This window comes from Streptosporangium sp. NPDC051023, from assembly GCF_040689595.1.
In the GTDB taxonomy this organism is placed as follows: Bacteria; Actinomycetota; Actinomycetes; order Streptosporangiales; family Streptosporangiaceae; genus Streptosporangium.
Window position 1 is genome coordinate 1 of sequence record NZ_JBFBCE010000099.1, and the last position, 19,836, is coordinate 19,836.

General features: G+C 69.8%; 16 protein-coding genes. 8 read left to right on the forward strand and 8 right to left on the reverse strand.

Annotation, left to right across the window (positions count from 1 at the left end; translation table 11 throughout):
- The 5 genes from AB0395_RS40610 to AB0395_RS40630 all read right to left on the reverse strand — a co-directional run.
- Positions 1-271 (reverse strand): hypothetical protein (locus AB0395_RS40610; protein WP_366291168.1); only part of this gene is annotated, 271 nt, incomplete at its 3' end.
- An 829-nt stretch (positions 272-1,100) separates the two neighbouring features.
- Positions 1,101-1,922, reverse strand: coding sequence for an enoyl-CoA hydratase/isomerase family protein (locus AB0395_RS40615; RefSeq protein WP_366291171.1), 822 nt, complete (start codon positions 1,920-1,922; stop codon positions 1,101-1,103).
- The gene (locus AB0395_RS40620; protein ID WP_366291173.1) at positions 1,915-3,120 is read right to left on the reverse strand and encodes a beta-ketoacyl synthase N-terminal-like domain-containing protein; all 1,206 of its coding nucleotides are present in this window, start codon (positions 3,118-3,120) and stop codon (positions 1,915-1,917) included. The genes AB0395_RS40615 and AB0395_RS40620 overlap by 8 nt, the downstream gene beginning before the upstream one ends.
- The gene (locus AB0395_RS40625) at positions 3,113-3,979 is read right to left on the reverse strand and encodes a hypothetical protein (protein WP_366291176.1); all 867 of its coding nucleotides are present in this window, start codon (positions 3,977-3,979) and stop codon (positions 3,113-3,115) included. Before AB0395_RS40625 ends, AB0395_RS40620 begins: the two co-directional genes overlap by 8 nt.
- Before the next feature lie 50 nt (positions 3,980-4,029).
- On the reverse strand, positions 4,030-4,275 hold the full coding sequence (locus AB0395_RS40630) for an acyl carrier protein (protein ID WP_366291178.1): 246 nt from the start codon (positions 4,273-4,275) through the stop codon (positions 4,030-4,032).
- A gap of 186 nt (positions 4,276-4,461) precedes the next feature.
- Between AB0395_RS40630 and fabV the strand changes: the two genes are divergently transcribed.
- From fabV to AB0395_RS40665, 7 genes are all read left to right on the forward strand, one after another.
- Positions 4,462-5,712, forward strand: a complete 1,251-nt coding sequence (gene fabV, locus AB0395_RS40635; RefSeq protein WP_366291180.1) for an enoyl-[acyl-carrier-protein] reductase FabV — start codon at positions 4,462-4,464, stop codon at positions 5,710-5,712.
- Positions 5,713-5,757: 45 nt separating this feature from the next.
- Entirely contained in the window at positions 5,758-6,312 is a 555-nt protein-coding gene (locus tag AB0395_RS40640) for a YceI family protein (protein WP_366291183.1), read from the forward strand.
- Between the two features lie 196 nt (positions 6,313-6,508).
- Positions 6,509-7,894: an APC family permease gene (locus tag AB0395_RS40645; RefSeq protein ID WP_366291186.1), complete on the forward strand. Its 1,386-nt coding sequence runs from the start codon at positions 6,509-6,511 to the stop codon at positions 7,892-7,894.
- A 97-nt stretch (positions 7,895-7,991) separates the two neighbouring features.
- Positions 7,992-8,660, forward strand: a complete 669-nt coding sequence (locus AB0395_RS40650; RefSeq protein WP_366291188.1) for a GPP34 family phosphoprotein — start codon at positions 7,992-7,994, stop codon at positions 8,658-8,660.
- 192 nt (positions 8,661-8,852) lie between these two features.
- On the forward strand, positions 8,853-9,374 hold the full coding sequence (locus AB0395_RS40655; protein WP_366291191.1) for a hypothetical protein: 522 nt from the start codon (positions 8,853-8,855) through the stop codon (positions 9,372-9,374).
- Positions 9,375-9,405: 31 nt separating this feature from the next.
- Positions 9,406-10,830, forward strand: coding sequence for a multicopper oxidase domain-containing protein (locus AB0395_RS40660; RefSeq protein ID WP_366291193.1), 1,425 nt, complete (start codon positions 9,406-9,408; stop codon positions 10,828-10,830).
- Between the two features lie 98 nt (positions 10,831-10,928).
- Positions 10,929-12,611, forward strand: a complete 1,683-nt coding sequence (locus tag AB0395_RS40665) for a cytochrome c oxidase assembly protein (protein WP_366291196.1) — start codon at positions 10,929-10,931, stop codon at positions 12,609-12,611.
- Here the strand turns inward: AB0395_RS40665 and asnB are convergent.
- The 3 genes from asnB to AB0395_RS40680 form a co-directional block, all read right to left on the reverse strand.
- Entirely contained in the window at positions 12,506-14,371 is a 1,866-nt protein-coding gene (gene asnB, locus AB0395_RS40670) for an asparagine synthase (glutamine-hydrolyzing) (protein WP_366291199.1), read from the reverse strand. The two genes, AB0395_RS40665 and asnB, sit on opposite strands and share 106 nt — an antisense overlap.
- A gap of 25 nt (positions 14,372-14,396) precedes the next feature.
- Positions 14,397-15,533, reverse strand: a complete 1,137-nt coding sequence (locus AB0395_RS40675; protein ID WP_366291202.1) for a nucleotide disphospho-sugar-binding domain-containing protein — start codon at positions 15,531-15,533, stop codon at positions 14,397-14,399.
- A 110-nt stretch (positions 15,534-15,643) separates the two neighbouring features.
- Entirely contained in the window at positions 15,644-16,441 is a 798-nt protein-coding gene (locus AB0395_RS40680; RefSeq protein WP_366291204.1) for an AfsR/SARP family transcriptional regulator, read from the reverse strand.
- A gap of 364 nt (positions 16,442-16,805) precedes the next feature.
- Between AB0395_RS40680 and AB0395_RS40685 the strand changes: the two genes are divergently transcribed.
- Complete coding sequence (locus tag AB0395_RS40685) at positions 16,806-19,790, forward strand: BTAD domain-containing putative transcriptional regulator (protein ID WP_366291207.1); 2,985 nt, start codon at positions 16,806-16,808, stop codon at positions 19,788-19,790.
- Positions 19,791-19,836 lie beyond the last annotated feature (46 nt).

The following is a 19,836-nucleotide window of genomic DNA, read 5'->3' on the forward strand; positions in this document are numbered from 1 at the left end:
CAGGAGTGGCGGCGATGTCGAAGCCGACCGCGATCTCGTGCTCGTCGATCAGCAGCAGCGTCCTCGGGACAGGCTTGTCCTGGCTGTTCGCCGCGAGGTCGATGTCGGCCAGGCTGTCAGGGGTGGCCAGGAGCACGTCGGCCCTTGAGAGCTCCAGCGCGCGGTACAGCTCGCGCGCGTCACCGGGGTACCGCGCGTTGATCGGTAGAGAGATCGTCGGAAGCAACGTCTGCAAACCCAGGCGTAGCAACTCGTCGTCGATGAACACCATGACATGGACGATCGGGAGGTCCACTGTTTTCCCCGTGCTTTCTTTACATCGATGAGCTGGGCTTCTCCGACCGTCGTACCAGCCACCGGGATGAGGGTGCCGATGCCGGACACCGCTCCTACGCCTGCCGGACAGACGCGAAACCGCAGCCGTGTTGTCCCCTGTTCGCAGCGAAGGTCCGCTGCGGTGTGCCGGAGATCACCCCGTGTGAGGCGTCCCGAGCACCGTCATAAAGCGTTCGAAGCCCGAATGAGGTCGATGCGACGGGCCGTGTCACCGGTCATCGAGAGGCCCTTCGCCGCAAAGACGCATGCGAGGTACGCGTTTCTCAGAGTATCGAGTCAAGGAAATGCGACTGAACATCGGAACGCGCCCCATGTGCCATTCCGGCCAGTGGAACGCATCTACGGAACATCGGCTGTAAAGCCAAATCGGCCTGCCGAGAAAATCCCCCCACACCTGCCCCCCTCAAGGATAGCCAGATCGTATACAGCACAGTTCGCCATCTAGTCGCGGCTGTTTGTAAGCAAGGCTTCCTTTCGCTGCGGTGGAGGCTACCCCTCGGCGACAGGGCAGTCAAGGCCGCACTTACCAGGCTAAATCCCCGAGGTTGAGCGCGTCGCATCAAAGGTGCGAAACTTCATGAATAATGAAAATACGTTCGGAAGTTGAATGAACACACACAAGGGCGCTCGCGCTGAATGAGCACCCACAAGAACCGGCGACCGTTGTCCTCGCCCGATTCCGAGCCCGCCTCATGAATGGCTACGGGAGAACGCAGAACCGCCATATCCAGCCGGCCGGGCGCATCGCCCGACCCTGGGGTTTTTCACCCGTCGTACGAGGTGGTGTGCTCCGGCCCGTGCTCGACGAAGGCGGCGACGGCCCGGAGGTGGTCCCGCGTCCGCACCAGGGCCGCCGCTGTCTCCGGCAGCATGTCGTCCGCTCTCGCGACGCCGCCGGACTGGAAACCGCGCAGGACTCGTTTCGTCGCCCGGTGGGCCTGGGCCGGGCCCGCGGCCAACCGCATCGCGTAGGCGTGCGCGTCGTTCCTGAACGATTCCACCGGGAAGAGCGCGTTGACGACGCCCCACTCGGCGAGCGTCTCGCCCCGGTACAGGTCACCGGTCATTACCAGCTCGCAGGCGCGCGCGACGCCGGCGCGCCGGGCGAGCCGCTGGGTGCCGCCCATCGCCGGGGTGAAGGCGACCTTACGCTCGACGAGCCCGAAGCGCGCCGACCGGGTCGCGACGATGAGGTCACAGGCCAGAGCGATCTCGAAGGCGGCGGTCAGGGTGAGGGAGTGCGCCGCGAACACGGTCGGGCAGGGCAGCGCCTCCAGCGTCTGGACGGTGGCGAGCTGCGCCGCCCAGAACTCCTCGGCGTCGCCGGACGGGACGTCGTTGAAGATCTGGACGTCCAGGCCCGCGCTGACGACGCGCCCGTCGGCGCGCACCAGCAGACCACGCGGCGGGTTGGCGGCCAGCCGGCCGACCGCCTCGGAGAACGCGCGCAGCATGGCGGTGTCGAATGTGTTTGCGGGCGGGTTGTCCATGGTGAGTACGGCGAGCGGCCCGTCGAAGGCCAGCCGTACCGGCGACGTCGTCGCGCGCGGGGCCTCCGGCACCGCGGCGTCGGCGGCGTCAGTCATCGTCCGACGCCTCGCGGGTCGCCGCACCAAAGATGGCGATGGCGTTGTATCCGCCGAAGCCGAACGCGTTGTTCTGCACATGGCGCAGCCGCGGCACGGCGCGCGGCGCGCCGGTGACCAGGTCGATGCCGACTTCGACCTCTTCGGCGCCGACCGCGGTCGGCGGCACCAGCCGTTTTTCCAGCGCCAGGCAGGACGCGACCGCCCCCGCCGCGCCCGCGGCGCCCATCAGGTGGCCGATGGTCCCCTTGATCGCCGTGACGGCGGCGTGCGGGTAGGTCTCGGCGAAGATCGCGCCCTCGATGCTGTCGTTGGCCCGGCTGCCCGTGCCGTGCGCGAAGATGACGTCGATGTCGTCCGCTTTGAGTCCGCACTGGTCAAGGGCCCGGCGGTGGCAGTCCGCGACGCCCTCGGAGTTCGGCGCGGTCGGATGGCTGGCATCGTTGTTCACCGCGACCGTCAGCAGCTCGGCGTACGGCGCGCGCCCGGCGGCCACGGCGCGCTCGGTCCGCAGGACCATGATCCCCGCGCCCTCCGACGGCGTGACGTAGCGGCGGTTCCTGCTGAACGGCCGGCAGGCCGTCGGGCCGATGGCCTGGAGGCTGCTGAAGCCGATGGTGTTCTTCTCCGAGTACGAGTCGCAGCCGCCGACGACGGCCGTGTCCGCGACGCCGGACCGCAGCATCTCCAGCGCGCAGGACAGCGCCACGTTCGACGAGGCGCAGGTGTTGTGCACGACGAAGGCCGGTCCGGTCGAGCCGACCGCGCGGGCCACGCCCTCGGCGATGGAGTAGCTGGAGAATCCGCCGGTGCCTGCGAGGTCCTTGCGCCCGGCCACCAGGTTCTCGAGCGCGTCGGCGTGGCCGTCGTTGGTTCCGACGCAGACGACCGCGTTCCGCAGCCCCGGATCGCCCGGCACCATGCCCGCGTCGGCGATCGCCGCGAGGGCGGCGTACTCGGCGAAAACCGAGGCCGCCCGTGGCCGCGCCCGGGTCGCCGCGCTGACCCGCTCCAGCGCGGCCATCCGCGCCCCCCGCGGTACCCGGGCGGCGAGGACGCCGGGCTTCATCCCCGCGTAGAGCGGGGTCAGTTCCTCGAACCTGCTGCGCGCCGCGCACAGGTCCACCCAGAACGGCGTGACCCCGGCACCCGCCGGAGAGATCATGCCGAGCCCGGTGACGAAGATCCGCTCATCCATCGCTGCCGCCCTTCCTGGACACGGTGACCGTGGCACGACGCCCGTCCAGGCCCCGGCATCGCAGAACGGCGCTGCGCCCCGGTCGCAGGCCGAGCACCAACCGCAGGAACTCCGCGGTCACGAACGCGCCGTTGCGCTCGACCGGCTGGTCGCCGCCGATCGCCGCCGGGGACCGGCCGTCCCCGTCGTCGGACGTCCACGTGTGCCCGCCCACGTGTTCCCGGCCTTCCGTGCCTTCCGTGCCTTCCACGTCTTTCTCGTCCGAGGCGAACTCGAACCTGGCGGTGAACTCGTCGCCCGCGGTCAGCACGCCGTACGCCACGCCGGAGCGGTGGCGGAGGCCCGTTTCGTCGTGCCGCGCGTCGGCGAGCGCCTCCGCCGAGTACACGTCGCCGACGAGGAGGTGGCCCGCGCCGGACCGGCCGTGCGCGAAGGCCGAGAGCACCTGCCACAACGACAGCACCGGAGTCAGCTGTGCCGCGTTGACGGTGATGCTCCGCCCGGTCGCCCCAATCGTCAGGTTGACGAACGCGGACGCCGAACTGCTGTGCGCCTGAGGGAAGGCCTGGGCGGACAGACGGCGCCCCTGCTCGGCCGCCGCGCGCTGGAGGCCGGCGACCGCGGCGGCGTTGCCGTACTCCGTGCCGATCACCACGGTGTCGTCGGTGCGCGGCCGGGACGGGTCTCCTCCGCTCAGCACCATGTACAGGCACAGCCGGGTGAACCAGTCCCGAAATTGGTCTCCGCCGGTGCCGATGACGTCCCACAGGTCAGCGGGCAACTCGCCCGGGTCGACGTCCGGCGTCTCCCGCTCCTCAAGAGCCAGCAGCGCGACCCTGCTCAGGTTGAACTGAAACACACGACTCCTCATCGTTGGCCGTCCCGGCGCCCGGCGGACCTCACCGCCGCCTAGTTGCCGGCCAGCTCCGCGACGTAGCGGTCGATGTCGCCAACGGTCACCAGGCGGGGGACGACGTCGTCGTCCAGCGCGACGCCCAGTTCCTCCTCGACGTTGACCACCACATCGATGAGCTTGAGGGAGTCGATGCCCAGATCGTCCTGCAGGCTCTGGTCATCGGTGATCTCACGGGACGCCGGGAGCTCGCCGATCCGCCGCAGGATGGCGGCGATCTTAGGGTGAACAGATTCGGTCACTGTGTCTTCCCCATTCGGTACTCGTCGCTGCCCACCGCAAGGAGTATTCAGGCGCTCCGGCCCGGCGGCCAGGCACCGACGTGCGCCCGAAAGGCATAGCCGAACTGCCCCCTCCGATCGCGACCGCCACCGCGTGGGGGAACCGTAGGCTTGGCGGCGCCGTGTCCGCGTGAGGGAGGATGAGTGATGAACGCACGCCTCATCCGGCCCAGAGGGCGCGGCTTCCTGCTGCTCGACTCGCACCCCGCCGGATGCGCCAGGACCGTCACCGACATGTGGGATATCGCCGTTCCCGCGCCCCGGGGGACGCCGCGGAGGCGCCAGGTCGCCCTCGTCATCGGGTCCAGCGCCGGGTACGGCATGGCCGCGGCCGTCGCCGGGCTCCGCCACCACGGCATCGACGGGGTGGGGTTGTGCCTCGAACAGCCGCCGACGGACCGCAGGACCGCCACCGCGGGCTGGTACCGCACGATCGCCGCCGCGGACCTCGCCCACGAGGCGGGCGGCGACTTCTTCTTCGTCAACGGCGACGCCTTCGCCGACGCGACCAAGGAACGGGTGCTCGACCTGATCCGTGACCGGTTCGGCGGTGTCGACTACCTGGTCTACAGCGTCGCCGCGCCACGCCGTACCGACCCGCTCACCGGGCGGACGCACCAGTCGGTCATCCAGCCGATCGGGCAGGCCTTCGAGACGAAGACCCTCGACTTCGGCGGTGCCGAGCCCGCCCTGAGGGAGATCCGGATCGAGCCCGCGACCGAGCAGGAGATCATCGACACGATCAAGGTCATGGGCGGTGAGGACTGGGCGCTGTGGGTCGACGCCCTGGTCGGCCGCGCTCTGGCGCGTCCGGGGTTCACCACCGTCGCGCTGTCGTACGTCGGGTCACACCTGACCTCGCCGATCTACCGGGAGGGGACGATCGGCGCCGCCAAGGCCCACCTGGAGGAGACGGCGCTCACGCTGAACGACAGGCTCGGCGCGATCGGCGGGCGGGCCCTGACGGCGGTCAACGGCGGAGCCGTCACCCAGGCCTCCACCGCCATTCCCGGCATCTCCCTGTACACCTGTCTGCTTCGGGGTGTTCTCGGCGAGGACATGCGGTCGCCGCTGGCCCAGTCGATCGAGATGTGGGACGGGCTCACCGGCGTCCAGGACCTCGCCCTCGACGGGGAGGGGCGTCTCCGTCTCGACCGGTGGGAGTTGGACCCGCTCGTCCAGGAGCGGGTGACCGGGCGCTGGGACGCACTCACCCGGGAAACCGTCGGCGACCTGGCCGCGACCGGCTGGTTCCGCGAGGAGACGCTACGCCTGTACGGCTTCGCCGTGCCGGGTGTCGACTACACCCGGCCGGTCGAGACCGACCTGCCCTGGCCCGTCACCGAGCGACCCCGGCAGGAGAGCACGATGAACGATCCATCTCCGACCGGTGAATGACCTCCGGTCGGTGAACGACGCGTGGTGGCGGGTTAGCCTGGAACCGTGGACATCGCCACCGGCACCTACCCGCTGGGCCCGGAGAACGGCCGCCTGCTGGTGCGGACGACCCGCACCGGGCTGGGCGCGAAGGCCGGGCACGACCTCACGCTGGAGGTCACCCGCTGGCGCGGCGAGGCGGTCGTCGACGTCGCCGACCCGGCCCGTTCCTCGGTGACCGCCGAGATGGACGCCACGTCGCTGGAGGTACGCGAGGGGACCGGCGGGGTCAAGCCGCTCAGCGACTCCGACCGCGGGGACATCGCGAAGAATCTCCGGGAGAAGGTCCTGAACACGGCCCGGCATCCGACGATCGTGTTCCGCTCGACAGGGGTCACGGGCACGGCCGAGTCGTTCCGCGTCGAGGGCGAGCTCACCCTCGTCGGTGTCACCCGGCCGGTCACCGCCGAGTGCCTGCTGGACGAAGGGCGCGTCCGGGGATCCATCACGGTCACGCAGAGCCGGTGGGGGATCAAGCCCTACTCGGCCCTGTTCGGCGCGCTCCGCCTGAACGACGAGGTGGGCGTGTGGTTCGACCTCGCCCTCCCGCCGTCCTCTTGACACGCCGCGCCATCGAGTCCCCGAGACTGCCCGGCAATCCCTCGTCTATGGGAAAAAATGCCGATATATGGTACGAGCTTGCGACATGTCGGTCACTGCGGAAAGATCTCCGAACACGCTCCGCCACCGCCCGTATTCCCCTCCGGACCGGCGGACGCGTCTCGCACATTGACAGATGACGCCATGGGAGGCTGTCGTGCAGCCGCAGGAGAGTATCGAGCAGTTCGGTTACCGGCAGGAACTGCGTCGCGGGATCGGACTGGCCGACCTGGTGTTCTACGGCCTGATCTTCATGGTGCCCATCGCCCCGTTCGCGATCTTCGGCTCGGTCTACTTCGCCTCGGGCGGCATGCCGGTCCTGGCCTACCTCGTCGGGATGGTCGCGCTGCTGTTCACCGCGGCCTCCTACGCGCAGATGGTCAAGGCGTTCCCGCTCTCCGGCTCGGTCTACAACTACGCCGGCCGGGGCATCGCCCCGCCGGTCGGCTTCATGACCGGATGGGCGATCCTGCTCGACTACGTCCTGGCCCCCTGCCTGCTGTACCTGGTCGCGTCGATCGCCATGAACTCCACCGTGCCGCAGGTGCCGGTGTGGGCGTGGCTGATCATCTTCGTGGCCGTCAACACGGTGATCAACCTGCGGGGCATCCGGATGACGGTGACGCTCACCAAGGTGATGATCGCCGCCGAGCTGGCCGTCCTGGCCCTGTTCCTCGTGATCGGCGTCTGGGCCCTCCTGCAGGGCAGAGGCCGGGAGTTCAGCTTCTCACCGCTGTTCAACCCGGACACCTTCTCCTGGTCGGTGGTGTTCGGCGCGGTCTCCGTCGCGGTCCTGTCCTTCCTCGGGTTCGACGGGGTCAGCATGCTGGTCGAGGAGTCGACCGGCGGCTCCGCCCAGGTCGGCAGGGCGATGCGTCTGGCCCTGATCCTGGCGGGCGCGCTGTTCATCGCCCAGGTCTGGGTCGCCGCCCTGCTGGTGCCCGATCCCGGCGGCCTGCTGGCCCACCCCTCAGACACCGCGTTCTACGACGCGGCCGCCGTCGCCGGCGGTGACACGCTCTCGCGCATCGCGTCGACCGCGACCGCGATCTCCTGGGGGCTGGCCAACACCCTGGTCGCCCAGGTCGCCGTCTCCCGCCTGCTCTACGCGATGGCGCGCGACCGGCAGCTCCCGTCCTTCCTGGCCAAGGTGTCCGTCAAGCACTCCGTGCCGACCAACGCGATCCTGCTCGTCGCCGCGCTGTCCATCGGGCTCGGGGGGTGGATGTCCACCCAGAAGGACGGCGTCAGCCTGCTGGGAAGCCTGATCAACATGGGCGCGCTGGTCGCCTTCGTGGTCCTGCACGTGTCCGTCATCGTGCACTACACGATCCGCGGGCGGTCGGCCGACCGCTTGTCACACCTGATCATGCCGCTGATCGGGATGGCGATCCTCATCTTCGTCGTGATCAACGCCAACGTCATGGCGCAGACGGTCGGCCTGATCTGGCTCGGCCTCGGCGCCCTGGTCCTGGCCGGCCTGTACGCCGCGGGACGCTGGCCCGCCCTGCCGGACCTCACCGTTCCCGAGAGATCGGCGTGAACGGCACCGTACGGAGCACACGGGAGCCACCCGCCCGGCCGCACGGGTCCTGCCTCGTCATCGTGAGGGGCACGCCTCCACCGTCCGCCAGATCGGGATGCCCGCAGCAAAGGACACCTTCGCCGCCATGAACCGGTTGCCGCTCCCCCAGGAGCTGTACCTCATCGCCCACGAGCCGTCCGGCAAGCCGCTGGTCCACCAATCCTCGATGGCCCTGGGGCTGGCCGGGGCCGCACTGCTCGAACTGGCCCTGAGCGACCGCGTCACCATCGCCCGGGGCCGGGGCATCGTCGCCGACGGCACTCCCGTCGGCGACGCGGTCGCGGACGGCCTTCTGCCCCTGATCCTGCGCGATCGCTTCGGCGGGGACGTCAAGTCCTGGATCAAGAAGGCGGCTGGGGACGTCTACGACCGCACACGCGGGAGCCTGATCACCGCGGGCGTCCTCACCCAGGTGACCAAACGCCGCATGGGCGTGCTCTCGCAGACCCGCCACGAGCTCGCCGACATGGCGTGGGTCGTGCGGGCGTGCTCCGGGGTGCGCTCGGCCGTCGAGGGCAGGGAGCAGCCGGACGCGCGGTGCGCCGCGCTGTGCGGCCTGGTCGGCGTGCTGAAGGTGGACGCGGCGCTCTATCTCGGCCGGCCGTCGAGCCAGCTCGTCGGCCGCCTGCGCGCCATCGCGGGCGAGAACTCCCCCGTGGTCCAGGAGGTTGTCGGCATCGTCGAGACGCTCATCAACGAGGCCGCCATCGCCGTGTACCGCTGACCGCGCGCACGTCTCCGGCCGGGGCTCGCACGAGGCGGGAGAGGTCGCCACCTCCGCCCCTCCAGCGCCTTTCCCATCCCTTTTCCCGTCCTCAGCAGGCTTCCCTCCCTGCTTCTTCCGGCGGGTAACGCCCCGATGATCTTACTAGCGGTCCTCTAGGGAGCCGCTAGGGGCGTGCCGAATGCTGGTCGCGTGATGCACGACGATGGCGTCGACTGCGGGGGTGCAGGCACAAGCCGTCCGCGTGTCGGCACGGTACTGGTGTTCGCGGCCGCCTGCACGGCGGTGATCGTGTGGGCGCTGGAGGAAAGGGCACTGTACCTGCCGGTCGGCTCAGTACAGGCGACCATGCCGATGGGCGGCCACGGGCACGGAGTGAATCTGCGGCTGCCCGCGCCGAACGGCGGCCCTGTCCCGAACCGGCTGGCCCTGGCACTGCTGAGCCTGCTCCAGACGGTGATCGGGGTCGCGTTGGCCGCCCGTGGCGTCCGGTGGCTGCGTGCGAGGGCCGGGCGAGATCTGCAGAGCCTGGCGCCCCGCCTGCTCTTCGCCCTGTTCGCCGCGGCGGTCGCGGCGACGGTCACGATCCCGACCGCCAACCTGGCGCTGGGCTCGGCGATCTCCTCCGTCACCACGCTGCTCGAGGCCATGACGGTACTGCAGTACGCCTTCGTGCTCGCGGTCGCCGGGGTGACGCTGCTCGGCGTCCCCTAGGGCAGCCGCGAATCCAGGAGAAGGGATTTGGATGCTCAATCGAAGAGACACTCTCAAACTGGGAGCGATCGCCGGGGCCGGGCTGCTGCTGCCCGTCAGCCGGCTTTCCTCGGCCCTGGCCGAGGCGACGGCCCTCGCGCCGTTCACACAGCCGTTACCGATTCCGCCGGTGCTCGCCCCGACGTCCACGAGCTCGGTCGCCGACTTCTACGAGATGACGATCGCGCCGACCACCGCCAACATCCTGCCCGGGCTGAGCACGCCGGTGCTCACGTTCAACGGCAGTTTCCCCGGGCCGACGATCAAGGCACGGCGGGGCCGCCCGGTGCAGCTGAAGGTGACCAACACCATGAGCACCCCCTCGTCGGTGCACCTGCACGGCGCGAACGTGCGGCCAGCCAGTGACGGCCACCCGGTCGACCTGATCCAGCCGGGTGCGAGCAAGACCTACCTCTATCCGAACCAGCAGCCGGCCGCCACGCTGTGGTACCACGACCACGCCCACCACATCGAGGCCGAGCAGGTCTACCGGGGGCTCGCGGGTCTCTACCTGATCGGCGACCAGAACACGGACTCGCTCCAGCTGCCCTCAGACGAATACGACATCCCCCTTCTCATACGCGACGCCTCATTCGACGAGCAGGGGCGTCTGCTGTTCACCCTGGACGGCTTCGCCAGCCGTACGGTGGTGCTGGTGAACGGCGCGCAGCAGCCGTACCTGAGCGTGCGCCGCCGCAAGTACCGGCTGCGGCTGATCAACGCGGCCAACTCGCGCCCGATCAAGCTGACGCTGAGCGACGGCGGGCAGTTCGTCCGCATCGCCTCGGACGGCGGCCTGCTGGAACACCCGGTCACGGGGGCCGAGATCGAGCTGTGGCCCGCCGAGCGGGCCGAGGTGGTCGTCGACTTCAGCACCAGGCAGACCGGCGACACAGTGATCCTGGAGAACATCTTCAACGGGCCGAACACGCCCGGCAGGCAGCTGCTGCAGTTCCAGGTCGCCGAATCGGCGCCCGACAACAGCCAGGTCCCCAACAACCTGAGCGTCCACCCGGTTTTCGGCCAGCCGATCATCACCCGGACGATCAACCTGGGCCGGGACCCGACGAACACCTTCTACGCGATCAACGGCCTGCCGTACGACCCGAACCGGATCGACTTCCAGTGCAAGCAGGGCAGCACGGAGCTGTGGGTGGTCAACAACACCGACGGCCAGTACAACTTCCCCCACTCGATGCACATCCACCTGGTGCAGTTCCGCGTGCTGGACCGCAACGGCGTCGCCGTCGGTCCCGAGGAGGCCTACCCGAAGGACACCGTGCGCATCCCTGCGGGACAGACCGTGCGCATCCTCGTGCGCTTCTCGAGTCCCTTCACCGGCGTCTATCCCTACCACTGCCATTTCCTCGACCACTCGTCGGCGCACATGATGGCCCAGCTGGAGATCGTCCCCTGAACGCCTCCGCCGCAAGAAGGCTTCTGATCACGGTCGCCGCGGCGCCCGCCGCGCTCGTCCCGGCCCTGTACGCCGGACGCGCGGCGGCACCGCCCCCCGTGGCGGGCCTGCCCGACGAGGGCCCGTTCACCCGCTGGGGCCTCCCGCTGGCGAAGCTGGCCATGGACGGCGCCGCCGTGCTCACGGTCGGCGCACTGCTGATGGCCGTCGTCCTGCTGCCCAACAGCGACGGCAAGCTCGGCGCGGCCGCCCGCCGCTGGGTGGGCGTGGCGTCGGGGGCGGCCTTCTGCTGGGCCCTCGCCGCCGCGGCCACCCTGCTGTTCAGGGTGTCGACGGCCCTCGGCACGCCGGTGACCGAGATGTTCGGTGGCGGGCCCGCCGAGCTGGCCGGCCTCGTCGTCGGCAGCCCGTGGGGCGTCGGCCTCGCCGTGGTCGTCGCCCTCACGGCCGTCGCCGGGCTGCTGGCCCGCCGGACGGTGACCGCCGGGGGCGGCGCCCTGCTGCTGACGCTTGCCCTGACCGCCCTCCTGCCGCCCGCGCTGACCGGCCACGCCGCCTCCTCCCCCGACCACGACCTGGCCAGTACCGCGGTCGCCCTGCACCTGATGGCCTTATCGGTCTGGGTCGGCGGCCTCGCCGTGCTGTGCTGGCACACCCTCGGCGGGTGGCCGGAGCCTGCGACCGCCGCGGAGCGCTTCAGCCGGGCCGCGCTGTGGTGCTACCTGGCGGTGGCCCTGTCGGGGCTGTTCGCCGCCATGGCCAGGCTGTCCTCGCCCGCCGAGCTGGTCACGGAGCCGTACGGCCTGCTCGTCCTGGTCAAGTGCGCGCTGCTGGCGGTGCTGGGCCTGTTCGGTCATCTGCACCGCCGTCGCACGCTTCCCCTGCTGAACAGGGGGGAGAGCGGCGCGTTCGCGCGTCTGGCGGGCGGTGAGGTGGCATTGATGTGCGCCACGGTCGGCGTCGCCGTCGCGCTGTCCGAGTCTCCCCCTCCGGACATCCCCCTACCCGCCGACCCCGTGGCGCGGTCCGTCGGCTTCCCGATCCCCCCGCCGATCTCACTGGACGGCGTCGCGCTGTTGTGGCGCTTCGACCTGCCGATGAGCGTGGTCGCCGCGGTACTCGCCGGGATGTACGGGGCCGGGCTGTGGCGGTCGCACCGCGCCGGCCTCCGGTGGCCCGTGGGAAGGAGCGCGGCCTGGTTCGCCGGGATCCTGCTGCTGGTCGTCGTCACCCAGGGCGGGGTGGCCAGGTACGCGCGCGTGATGTTCAGCATGCACCTGGTCCAGAACATGACGCTGGCCGCGCCGGTCGCGTTCCTCCTCGTTCTCGGTGCCCCGGTCACCCTGGCACTGCGTGTGCTCAGGCCCGCCGCGATCCCCGGCGACCGGGGGCCGCGCGAGTGGCTGACGGTGTTCCTGGGCAGCCGTGCCGTGCTCCTGGCGAGCCGTCTCCGGACGGCCGCCGCACTCTGCCTCGCCGCCGTCTACGTGCCCTATGCCACCCCGCTGTACGAGACGGTGATGGAGCTTCCTCTCGGCCATCTGGCGATGGGCCTGTGCTATCTGCTGTTCGGGGCTCTGTGCTTCGGTGGGCTCTTCGGGCTGCCACCCTCCCGGGAACCGTCCGGGCAGGACGGCTCCCGGGAACCATCGGACGCCGTCGGCGTCCGCGGGGCTCACTCCTCCAGTTCCAGCCGCACACCGTACTCGGTCATCCAGAAGTCGAACTCGACGAGCCGTTCGAGGACCGCCCGCGCGCCCCACGGACCGCCGATCCTGTAGGCCCCCTCGGGGCGGGCGAGCAACGCACGTATCCGCTCGGCGGGCACCAGCCGCAGCACCGGGGAGCCCGCCGCGCAGAGCTTCTCCACCCGCGTCCGCAGCGCCAGCTCGTACTTGCCGTCCTGTGTCGAGGGATACGGATTCTTCTTTCTGACCAGCACCGACTCGGGCAGGACGCCCCGCATGGCCGCGCGCAGCAGGCTCTTCTCCCGGCCGTCGAAGTTCTTCATCGACCAGGGCGTGTTGAAGACGTACTCAACCAGCCTGTGGTCGCAGAACGGCACCCGGACCTCGAGCCCCGCCGCCATGCTGATCCGGTCCTTCCTGTCCAGCAGGAAGTTCTCCCAGCGCGTGAGGTTGAGATAGCTCACCTCACGCATCCGGGCCTCGGCCCCGTCCTCGCCGGGGAGCCTCGGCACCTCGTCGAGCGCCTCGGCGTAGCGGCGAGCGATGTAGTCGCCCAGCCCGAGACGGTCCCACAGGCCCGCCTCACGAAGTGCGCCGATCCCGCCCGCCTTCTCGAAGGGGTGGTGCCAGGGGAAGGTGCCTCCGTGCACGGCCTCCCTGTCGTGGAACCAGGTGTAGCCGCCGAACAGCTCGTCGGCCGCCTCTCCGGAGAGGGCGACCGTCACCCGCTCCTTGATCGCCCGGCACAGCAGGTAGAGGGAGTACTCCATGTCCCCGGTCGAGACGGGCAGGTCCTGTGCCCGCAGTGTGGCCTCACGCGTCCGCTCGTCCAGAATGTCGTGGTTGTCGAGCAGGACGTGCACGTGCTCCGCACCGACGTGCGCGGCGACCTCGATGGCGAAGGGGGTGTCGGGGTCCTCCCACTGCACGTTGGCCTTGAACCGCTCGTCGTGGCCGACGAAGTCGACGGAGAAGGCGGGCAGCGGCTCGGCGAACTCGCCGCGTCCCGCCGCCAGGGCGGTCACCGCGCTCGAGTCCAGGCCGCCGGAGAGCAGCGCGCCGACCGGGACGTCGGCGAAGAGCTGACGGTTGACGATGTCCTCAAGCAGCTCGCGAACGGTCCTGACCGTGGTGTCGACGTCGTCGGTGTGCTCCCGGCTCTCCAGCCGCCAGTACGTCCGCTTGCTCAGCCCCGTGCGGGACACCCGGACCACGGAGCCGGGGCGCACCTCGTACATGCCGCGGAAGACGGCGTGCTCGGGTGTCTTGACGATGGTGAACATCTCGCGCAGCCCGTCGAGGTCCACCACGGCCTCTGCCTCGGGATGGGCGAGTATCGCCTTCGGCTCGGACCCGAACAGCACCCCGTCAGGCAGGGGGTAGTAGTAGAGCGGCTTGATCCCGATCCGGTCGCGCACCAGCAGCAGTTCCTCGGTGCGCGTGTCCCAGATGGCGAAGGCGTACATCCCGTTGAGGTGGTCGACGAAGTCCTCGCCCCATTCGAGGTAGGCTCGCAGCACCACCTCGGTGTCGCTCTCGGTGCGGAAGGCATGGCCCAGGGTCCGCAGCTCGTCCCGCAGCTCCCTGAAGTTGTAGATCTCGCCGCTGTAGGTGATGGCGGCCTGCGGCGTGCCCTCCTCCTCGTCCTCGGAGAGCATGGGTTGCGCGCCGCCCTCCAGGTCGATGACCGACAGGCGGCGGTGGCCGAGCATCGCGTGCGGCGCCGTCCACATGCCCGACGCGTCAGGTCCTCTGAGGGCCATGGTCAGCGTCATGGCGGATAGCGTCTCGGCCGCCCCCGGGTCTTCGGTGAGGTCGCGCCGGTACCCCACCCATCCCGTGATTCCACACATCTGCGTTCGTTCCCTCCCCGCCGGGTCAGCGCCCGGCCAGTTCCACTACGGTCTCCAGCACCTCGGTCGGCAAGGGCTGCGCCTGGATCTCCGCGGCGAGTTCGCGTGCCCTGTTGGTGTAGGAGGGGTTGTCGAGCAGTTCGCGGCAGCGGGAGACGACCTCCTCGACACCGTCCTCCTCACCCGGTGTGAGCATGAGCGCCGCGCCGTAGTCGGTGAGCCGCTCGGAGGGGCCGATGGAGGCGGCCATGTTCGGCATCAGGAGCTGGGGGACTCCCATGCTCATGCCCATCAGCGAGGTGCCGCCGCCCGCGTGGTGCACGAACAGGTCACAGGTCGGGCCGATGACGTTCAGCGGCATCCAACCCGCCCGCACCCTGTCCAGCCCGGCGGCGGCGTCCGCCGCGACCTCGTCGGGCGTCGCGATCACGATCTCCACGTCCAGCTTGGCGACCTTCTCGGCCAGGCCGCGCAGGAAGTCGAGGTACTGTTCGCGGTTCACCCGGGCACCGGCGGTCACCATGACGCGGCGGCGATCGCCCTTGGTGTACATCCACGGCTCCAGCCTGCGCTGCGGAGCGCAGGGGATGTAGCGCATCTGCTGGGCGGGTCCCGCGCCGGGCGGGCGCAGGCTCGGCGGGCACAGCTCGACGAACAGGTCGGGGTCGGGCAGCCCGCCGAGCCCAAGCCCGGCCAGTTCGAGGGCCAGCTCCTGCTCGGCTCCGCGGTCGGACTCCGGCGGCTCGCCGGAGTCCCAGGTGTGGCGTACCCACGGCACGCCCAGGTACCGGGCGAACAGCGCGGCGCCGAAGCTGAGCATGCCGCCCACGACGACGTCCGGACGCCAGCTCTCGGCCAGCCGCAGCAGCGCGGGCTGGCTGGCGGCCGCCAGCCTGCCGAAACCGCGGCCGATGAAGGCCATGTGCTCCACCGGGTCGGTCGGCCATTCCAGCGGCTCACCGTCGCGGTTCTTCGCCAGGAAGTCCAGCATTCCCAAGAACGTCACCGGCACGGCCGGCAGGCCGAAGCCCGCCACGACCGGCATCATGGCCTCGGTCGACGCCACGAAGGTCTCATGACCGGCGTTGCGGGCCGCAGTGGCCAGGGGGATGAGCGCGAAAACGGTCGCCGGACTTCCACCGGCGAGGAACAGGATTCTCATACGGGGAAGCTATGCGTCGTGCCTCGGGACCTCTTAGAGGGCGAACAGAGCCGCAGGTGGAGAATTGGGGGGTGCGTGGCGGGAATCGGCCCGTACGGCGTGATAGGCGGTCAGCGGGCGAGGGGCTGGGGGGTCAGTTCCAGCTCCGTGTCGGCCGACAGTATCGCCGTGTGCAGCCGCCGTACGGGAAGCGACGGGCCGATGCCGAGCTCCTCGGCGAGCGTCTGGCGCAGCCGGGTGAAGATCTCCAGCGCCTGCGCCTGCCGTCCCGACCGGTACAGCGCCAGCATGTACTGGGCCTGCAGCTTCTCGTTGAGCGGATGCTGCACCGCTATGACGCACAGCTCGCTGAGAATGTCCTGGTGGTAGCCCAGCCGCAGCTCAGCCTCGAAGCACTGTTCAAGGGCCGCGATCCTGGCCTCCTCCAGGCTGTCGGCATGAGCGCGCAGATGAAGGCCGGTGTGCACGTCGCTGAGCGCGGGGCCGCGCCATTCTGCCAGGGCCTTGCGCAGATGGCCCACGACCTCCACGTCATTCTGCCGTCGTGCGGCTTCGCGTCCCGCTCGCGCCCATAGTTCAAATTCTGTTAAATCGAGGGAGTGCGGCGGGACGGTAAGGTGGTAGCCGCGCTTTCCCGTGACCAGTTGCTTGTGCGCCTTGGCGACCGAACCCACTTGCGGTGACACAGCGAGTGATTTCCGGATCTGAAGTATGTAGGTTTGCAACGTAGGTATCACCGTACGTGGCGGGTCCGTCGCCCATAGCTCTTCAATGCAGGCATCCATCGATACAAATCGGTTAGCATTCACCAGAAGCAGCGATAGCAGCTGACGCTGCTTGGGGGCGCTGGGCAGGCAGTTCACCCCATTGTCGTGCATCACCAGAGCACCGAGCACTCCGAAGCGCATGGTACCTCCACGGACGTCATTTACCGGATGGCGACCCCGTAGTGCGGTGAGCGCTATCAGCCCGTCTTTGCTAAGTGTGCACCAGAGAAGTCCTTGCTGGGTCTCGCTTTTTTGGGCTTTCTATGCCTACGCGATGACGGCATCCGGCCAGGGACCCGTCCAGGATGACATGTACCCATTGACACCTCGTTGATTTCTTGTTTATCAATGAAGGCGGCGCCGAGCCGGACGGCAACTTCGGGTCGAGCACAGCGCGGGCTTGATCATGGGACGACATCACGTGGACCGCGCGGTCCTGGCCTCGGCATCGGATCACAGAAAGACGGGTGCGACGTTATCCACAATTCAGAAGCCATTTAGGGGGATGCGGGTGCAGTTCCGTTGTCTAGGACACGTGGGCTTCCGTGCGGGAGCTGGATGGTGCCCGGTACCGGGTTCCCGGCCTCGGACCCTGCTCGCCCTGCTCATGATGAAAGCCGGCCAGCTGGTCACGACCGAGCGGCTCATCGCCGAGTTGTGGCCGGACGATCCGCCGACCTCCGCGACCGCGCTGATCCGGGGTTACGTACTGCAGCTGCGCAGGGCGCTCGGCGACGGCGGGCGGGAGGTCGTCATAACCCGTACGGCGGGCTACGAGCTGGTCTCCCCCACCGAGCCCACCGACGCGACGCGCTTCGAGAACCTGGCCGCGCAGGGGCTGGCCATGCTCAACCACGGCAAGCTGGGAGAGGCCGAGACCTTGCTGGCCGAGGCTCTCTCGCTCTGGCGCGGAGCTCCGTTCCTGGACGTGCCGCCGACGCCGGCGCTCGGCGCGGAGGCGAGCAGGCTCGCGGAGAGCAGGCTGCTGGCCGCCGAGGCCCACGTCGAGGTGCGCATCCGCCTGGGCAGGCACGCCGAGGTGCTGAGCGACCTGCGCGTCGTGCTCAGCGAGCATCCCCTGAGAGAGGGGATGTGGGCCCAGCTCATGCGGGCGCTCTACGCCGCGGGTCACCGCGCCGACGCGCTGGAGGCGTACCGGCGGGCGCGTGAGGTGCTGGCCAGGGAGCTGGGCCTTGAGCCCGGCAGCAGACTCCGGGCCCTGCAGCAGATGATCCTCACCGACACCACGCCGCCTCCGGGTGACAGGACGGCCTCCGTCAACGGAACGGCCTCCGTGAACGGGACGGCCTCCGTGAACGGGACGGCCCGGCGGGACGACCGCGAAGACGAGAGGTCGAACACCCTGCCAAACGAGCTCTTCCGCGGTGTCGGCGCCTTCGCGGGCAGGAAGACGGACCTGGCCAAGATCGAGAAGCTGCTGCTCGACACCGACGGCTCCCGGGTCGTGGTGATCGACGGAGTGGGCGGCGTCGGTAAGTCGGAGCTGGCGATCCACCTCGCGCATCAGCTGGCGGACCGCTTCCCCGACGGTCTGGCCTATGTCGACCTGCAGGGCACGGGAGGCGCGTCCCAGCCGCCCGCGCCGGGCGAGACGCTTGGACGGATGCTCCGCTCGCTGGGCGTCTCCCCCCTCGCCGTGCCCGGCGACGTGGCCGAGGCATCGGCCCGTTTCCGGTCCATCACCGCCAACCGCCGCATGCTGTTCGTGCTGGACAACGCCTGGACGGAAACGCAGGTCCGCACCTTGCTGCCCGCCAGGTCCTGTGCCGTGCTTGTGACGAGCCGCCGCGCGCTGCCGATGCTCGGAGGCGCCGGCCACCACCTGGAGGCCATGTCCGAGGAGGATTCGCTGGCCCTGCTGGCCAGGGTGGTCACGCGCAACCGCATGGCCGCCGAGCAGGAGGAGGCGCTGCGCATCGTCCGGCTGTGCGGCAGGCTGCCGCTGGCACTGCGCATCGCGGCGGCCCGGCTGGCGCACCGGCCGAGCTGGCCGCTGCGTTTCCTCGCCGACAAGCTGGAGAGCGAGCAGCACCGCCTCGACGAACTGAAGATCCATGATCTGGCGGTGCGGACCAGCTTCGCCATCAGCTCCCAGGACCTGGAGAGCACCCCCTCGGGACGCGAGCCGGTTCACGTGTTCCGCTTCCTCGGGGTTCCGCGCTGGTCGGTCGTCACCGTCCCCCTCGCCGCCGCGCTCACCGGCCTGCCCCAGCGCCGCTGCGAGGAGGCCCTTGAGAGCCTGTTCGACGCCCGCCTGCTGGAGTCGCCGCATCCCCGCCGCTACCAGATACACAACCTCATACAGCTGTTCGCCCGCGAGCAGGCCACCCTGCACCTGACCAAGGCCGAGCGGGACGAGGCGCTGCTGCGCGTGATGAACTACTACGTCGCCGCGGGACTGCGCGTCACCACACTGCTCGACCAGCTCAACGTCCGGTGGCTCAGCGAGGAGGAGCGCAGGTCTCCCGCGGGCGGGGCCGAGTTCGCCGCAGGTCTCCACGCCGAGCTGGACTCCCCCACCAAGGCGATCGACTGGCTCGACGTGCATCGCGCCAACATCGTGGCCACCGTCCGGCAGGCCGCCGCGATTCCCGGCGCGCACGAACGCATGGCCATCCGCCTGGCCGCCGTGATCTCCGGGCCGCTCCGGGTCCGCGGCTACCTGCAGGACTGCTGCGTGCTCAGCGAGATCGTCCTGGCCCTGTCCGGGCGCGTCGGCGACGTCAGGGCGCAGGCGCGGGCGCATCTGACCCTGGCCTGCTGCCACAGCCTGATCGAGCGCGACGAGCGGATGTTCGCGCACATCCACCGGGCCTTCGACATCTATCGCACGACGAACGACCTCGGCGGCCAGGCCAGAGCCCTGTACGAGACAGGCGCTCAGTTGGCGCGGCGGGGCGAGATCACCAAGGCGGCCGACCATTTCGAACGCAGCCTGAGCCTCCTGCGGCCTCTGGAGGAGCGCCACGACGAGGTGCTCGTCCTGCACCAGCTCGGCCTGCTCGAGGAGCGGCAGGGACACAGCGACCGGGCCGCGGAGCACTTCCGTCACGGCGCCACCCTGGCCCAGGCTCTCGGCTACCGGCACGGGGAGTACTACCAGCTGGCCAGCCTCGCCAGAATCCACTCGGAGGCGGGCGAGCACAGCCCGGCCGCCTGCTACTACAGCCGGGCGCTCGCGTGCGCCAGGGAGGTGGGCGAGTGGCACGGTGAGGCCGGCTTGCTGTGGGACATGGCCCAGAGCCTCGAACAGCTCGGCTGGCCGGAGCGCGCCCAGGACAGCCGTCACCAGGCGCTGGACGTCCTGGCGCGGATGGGAGCCCTCGCTTCGGGACAGGTGGAGGTCCTGCGGAAGTCCACCTGCCCGCCCACCCCCGTCCCGCTCAGGAACGGGTACGGGACGTCGGTTTCCGGCAGGGGCATGCTGATGACCGAGGACACCTGGCTGCCCGAGGACGCCTGTGTCTGACCTGACCTGCCCTGCTCGGAGTGGCCTCAGTGATCCTCTAGCGTGA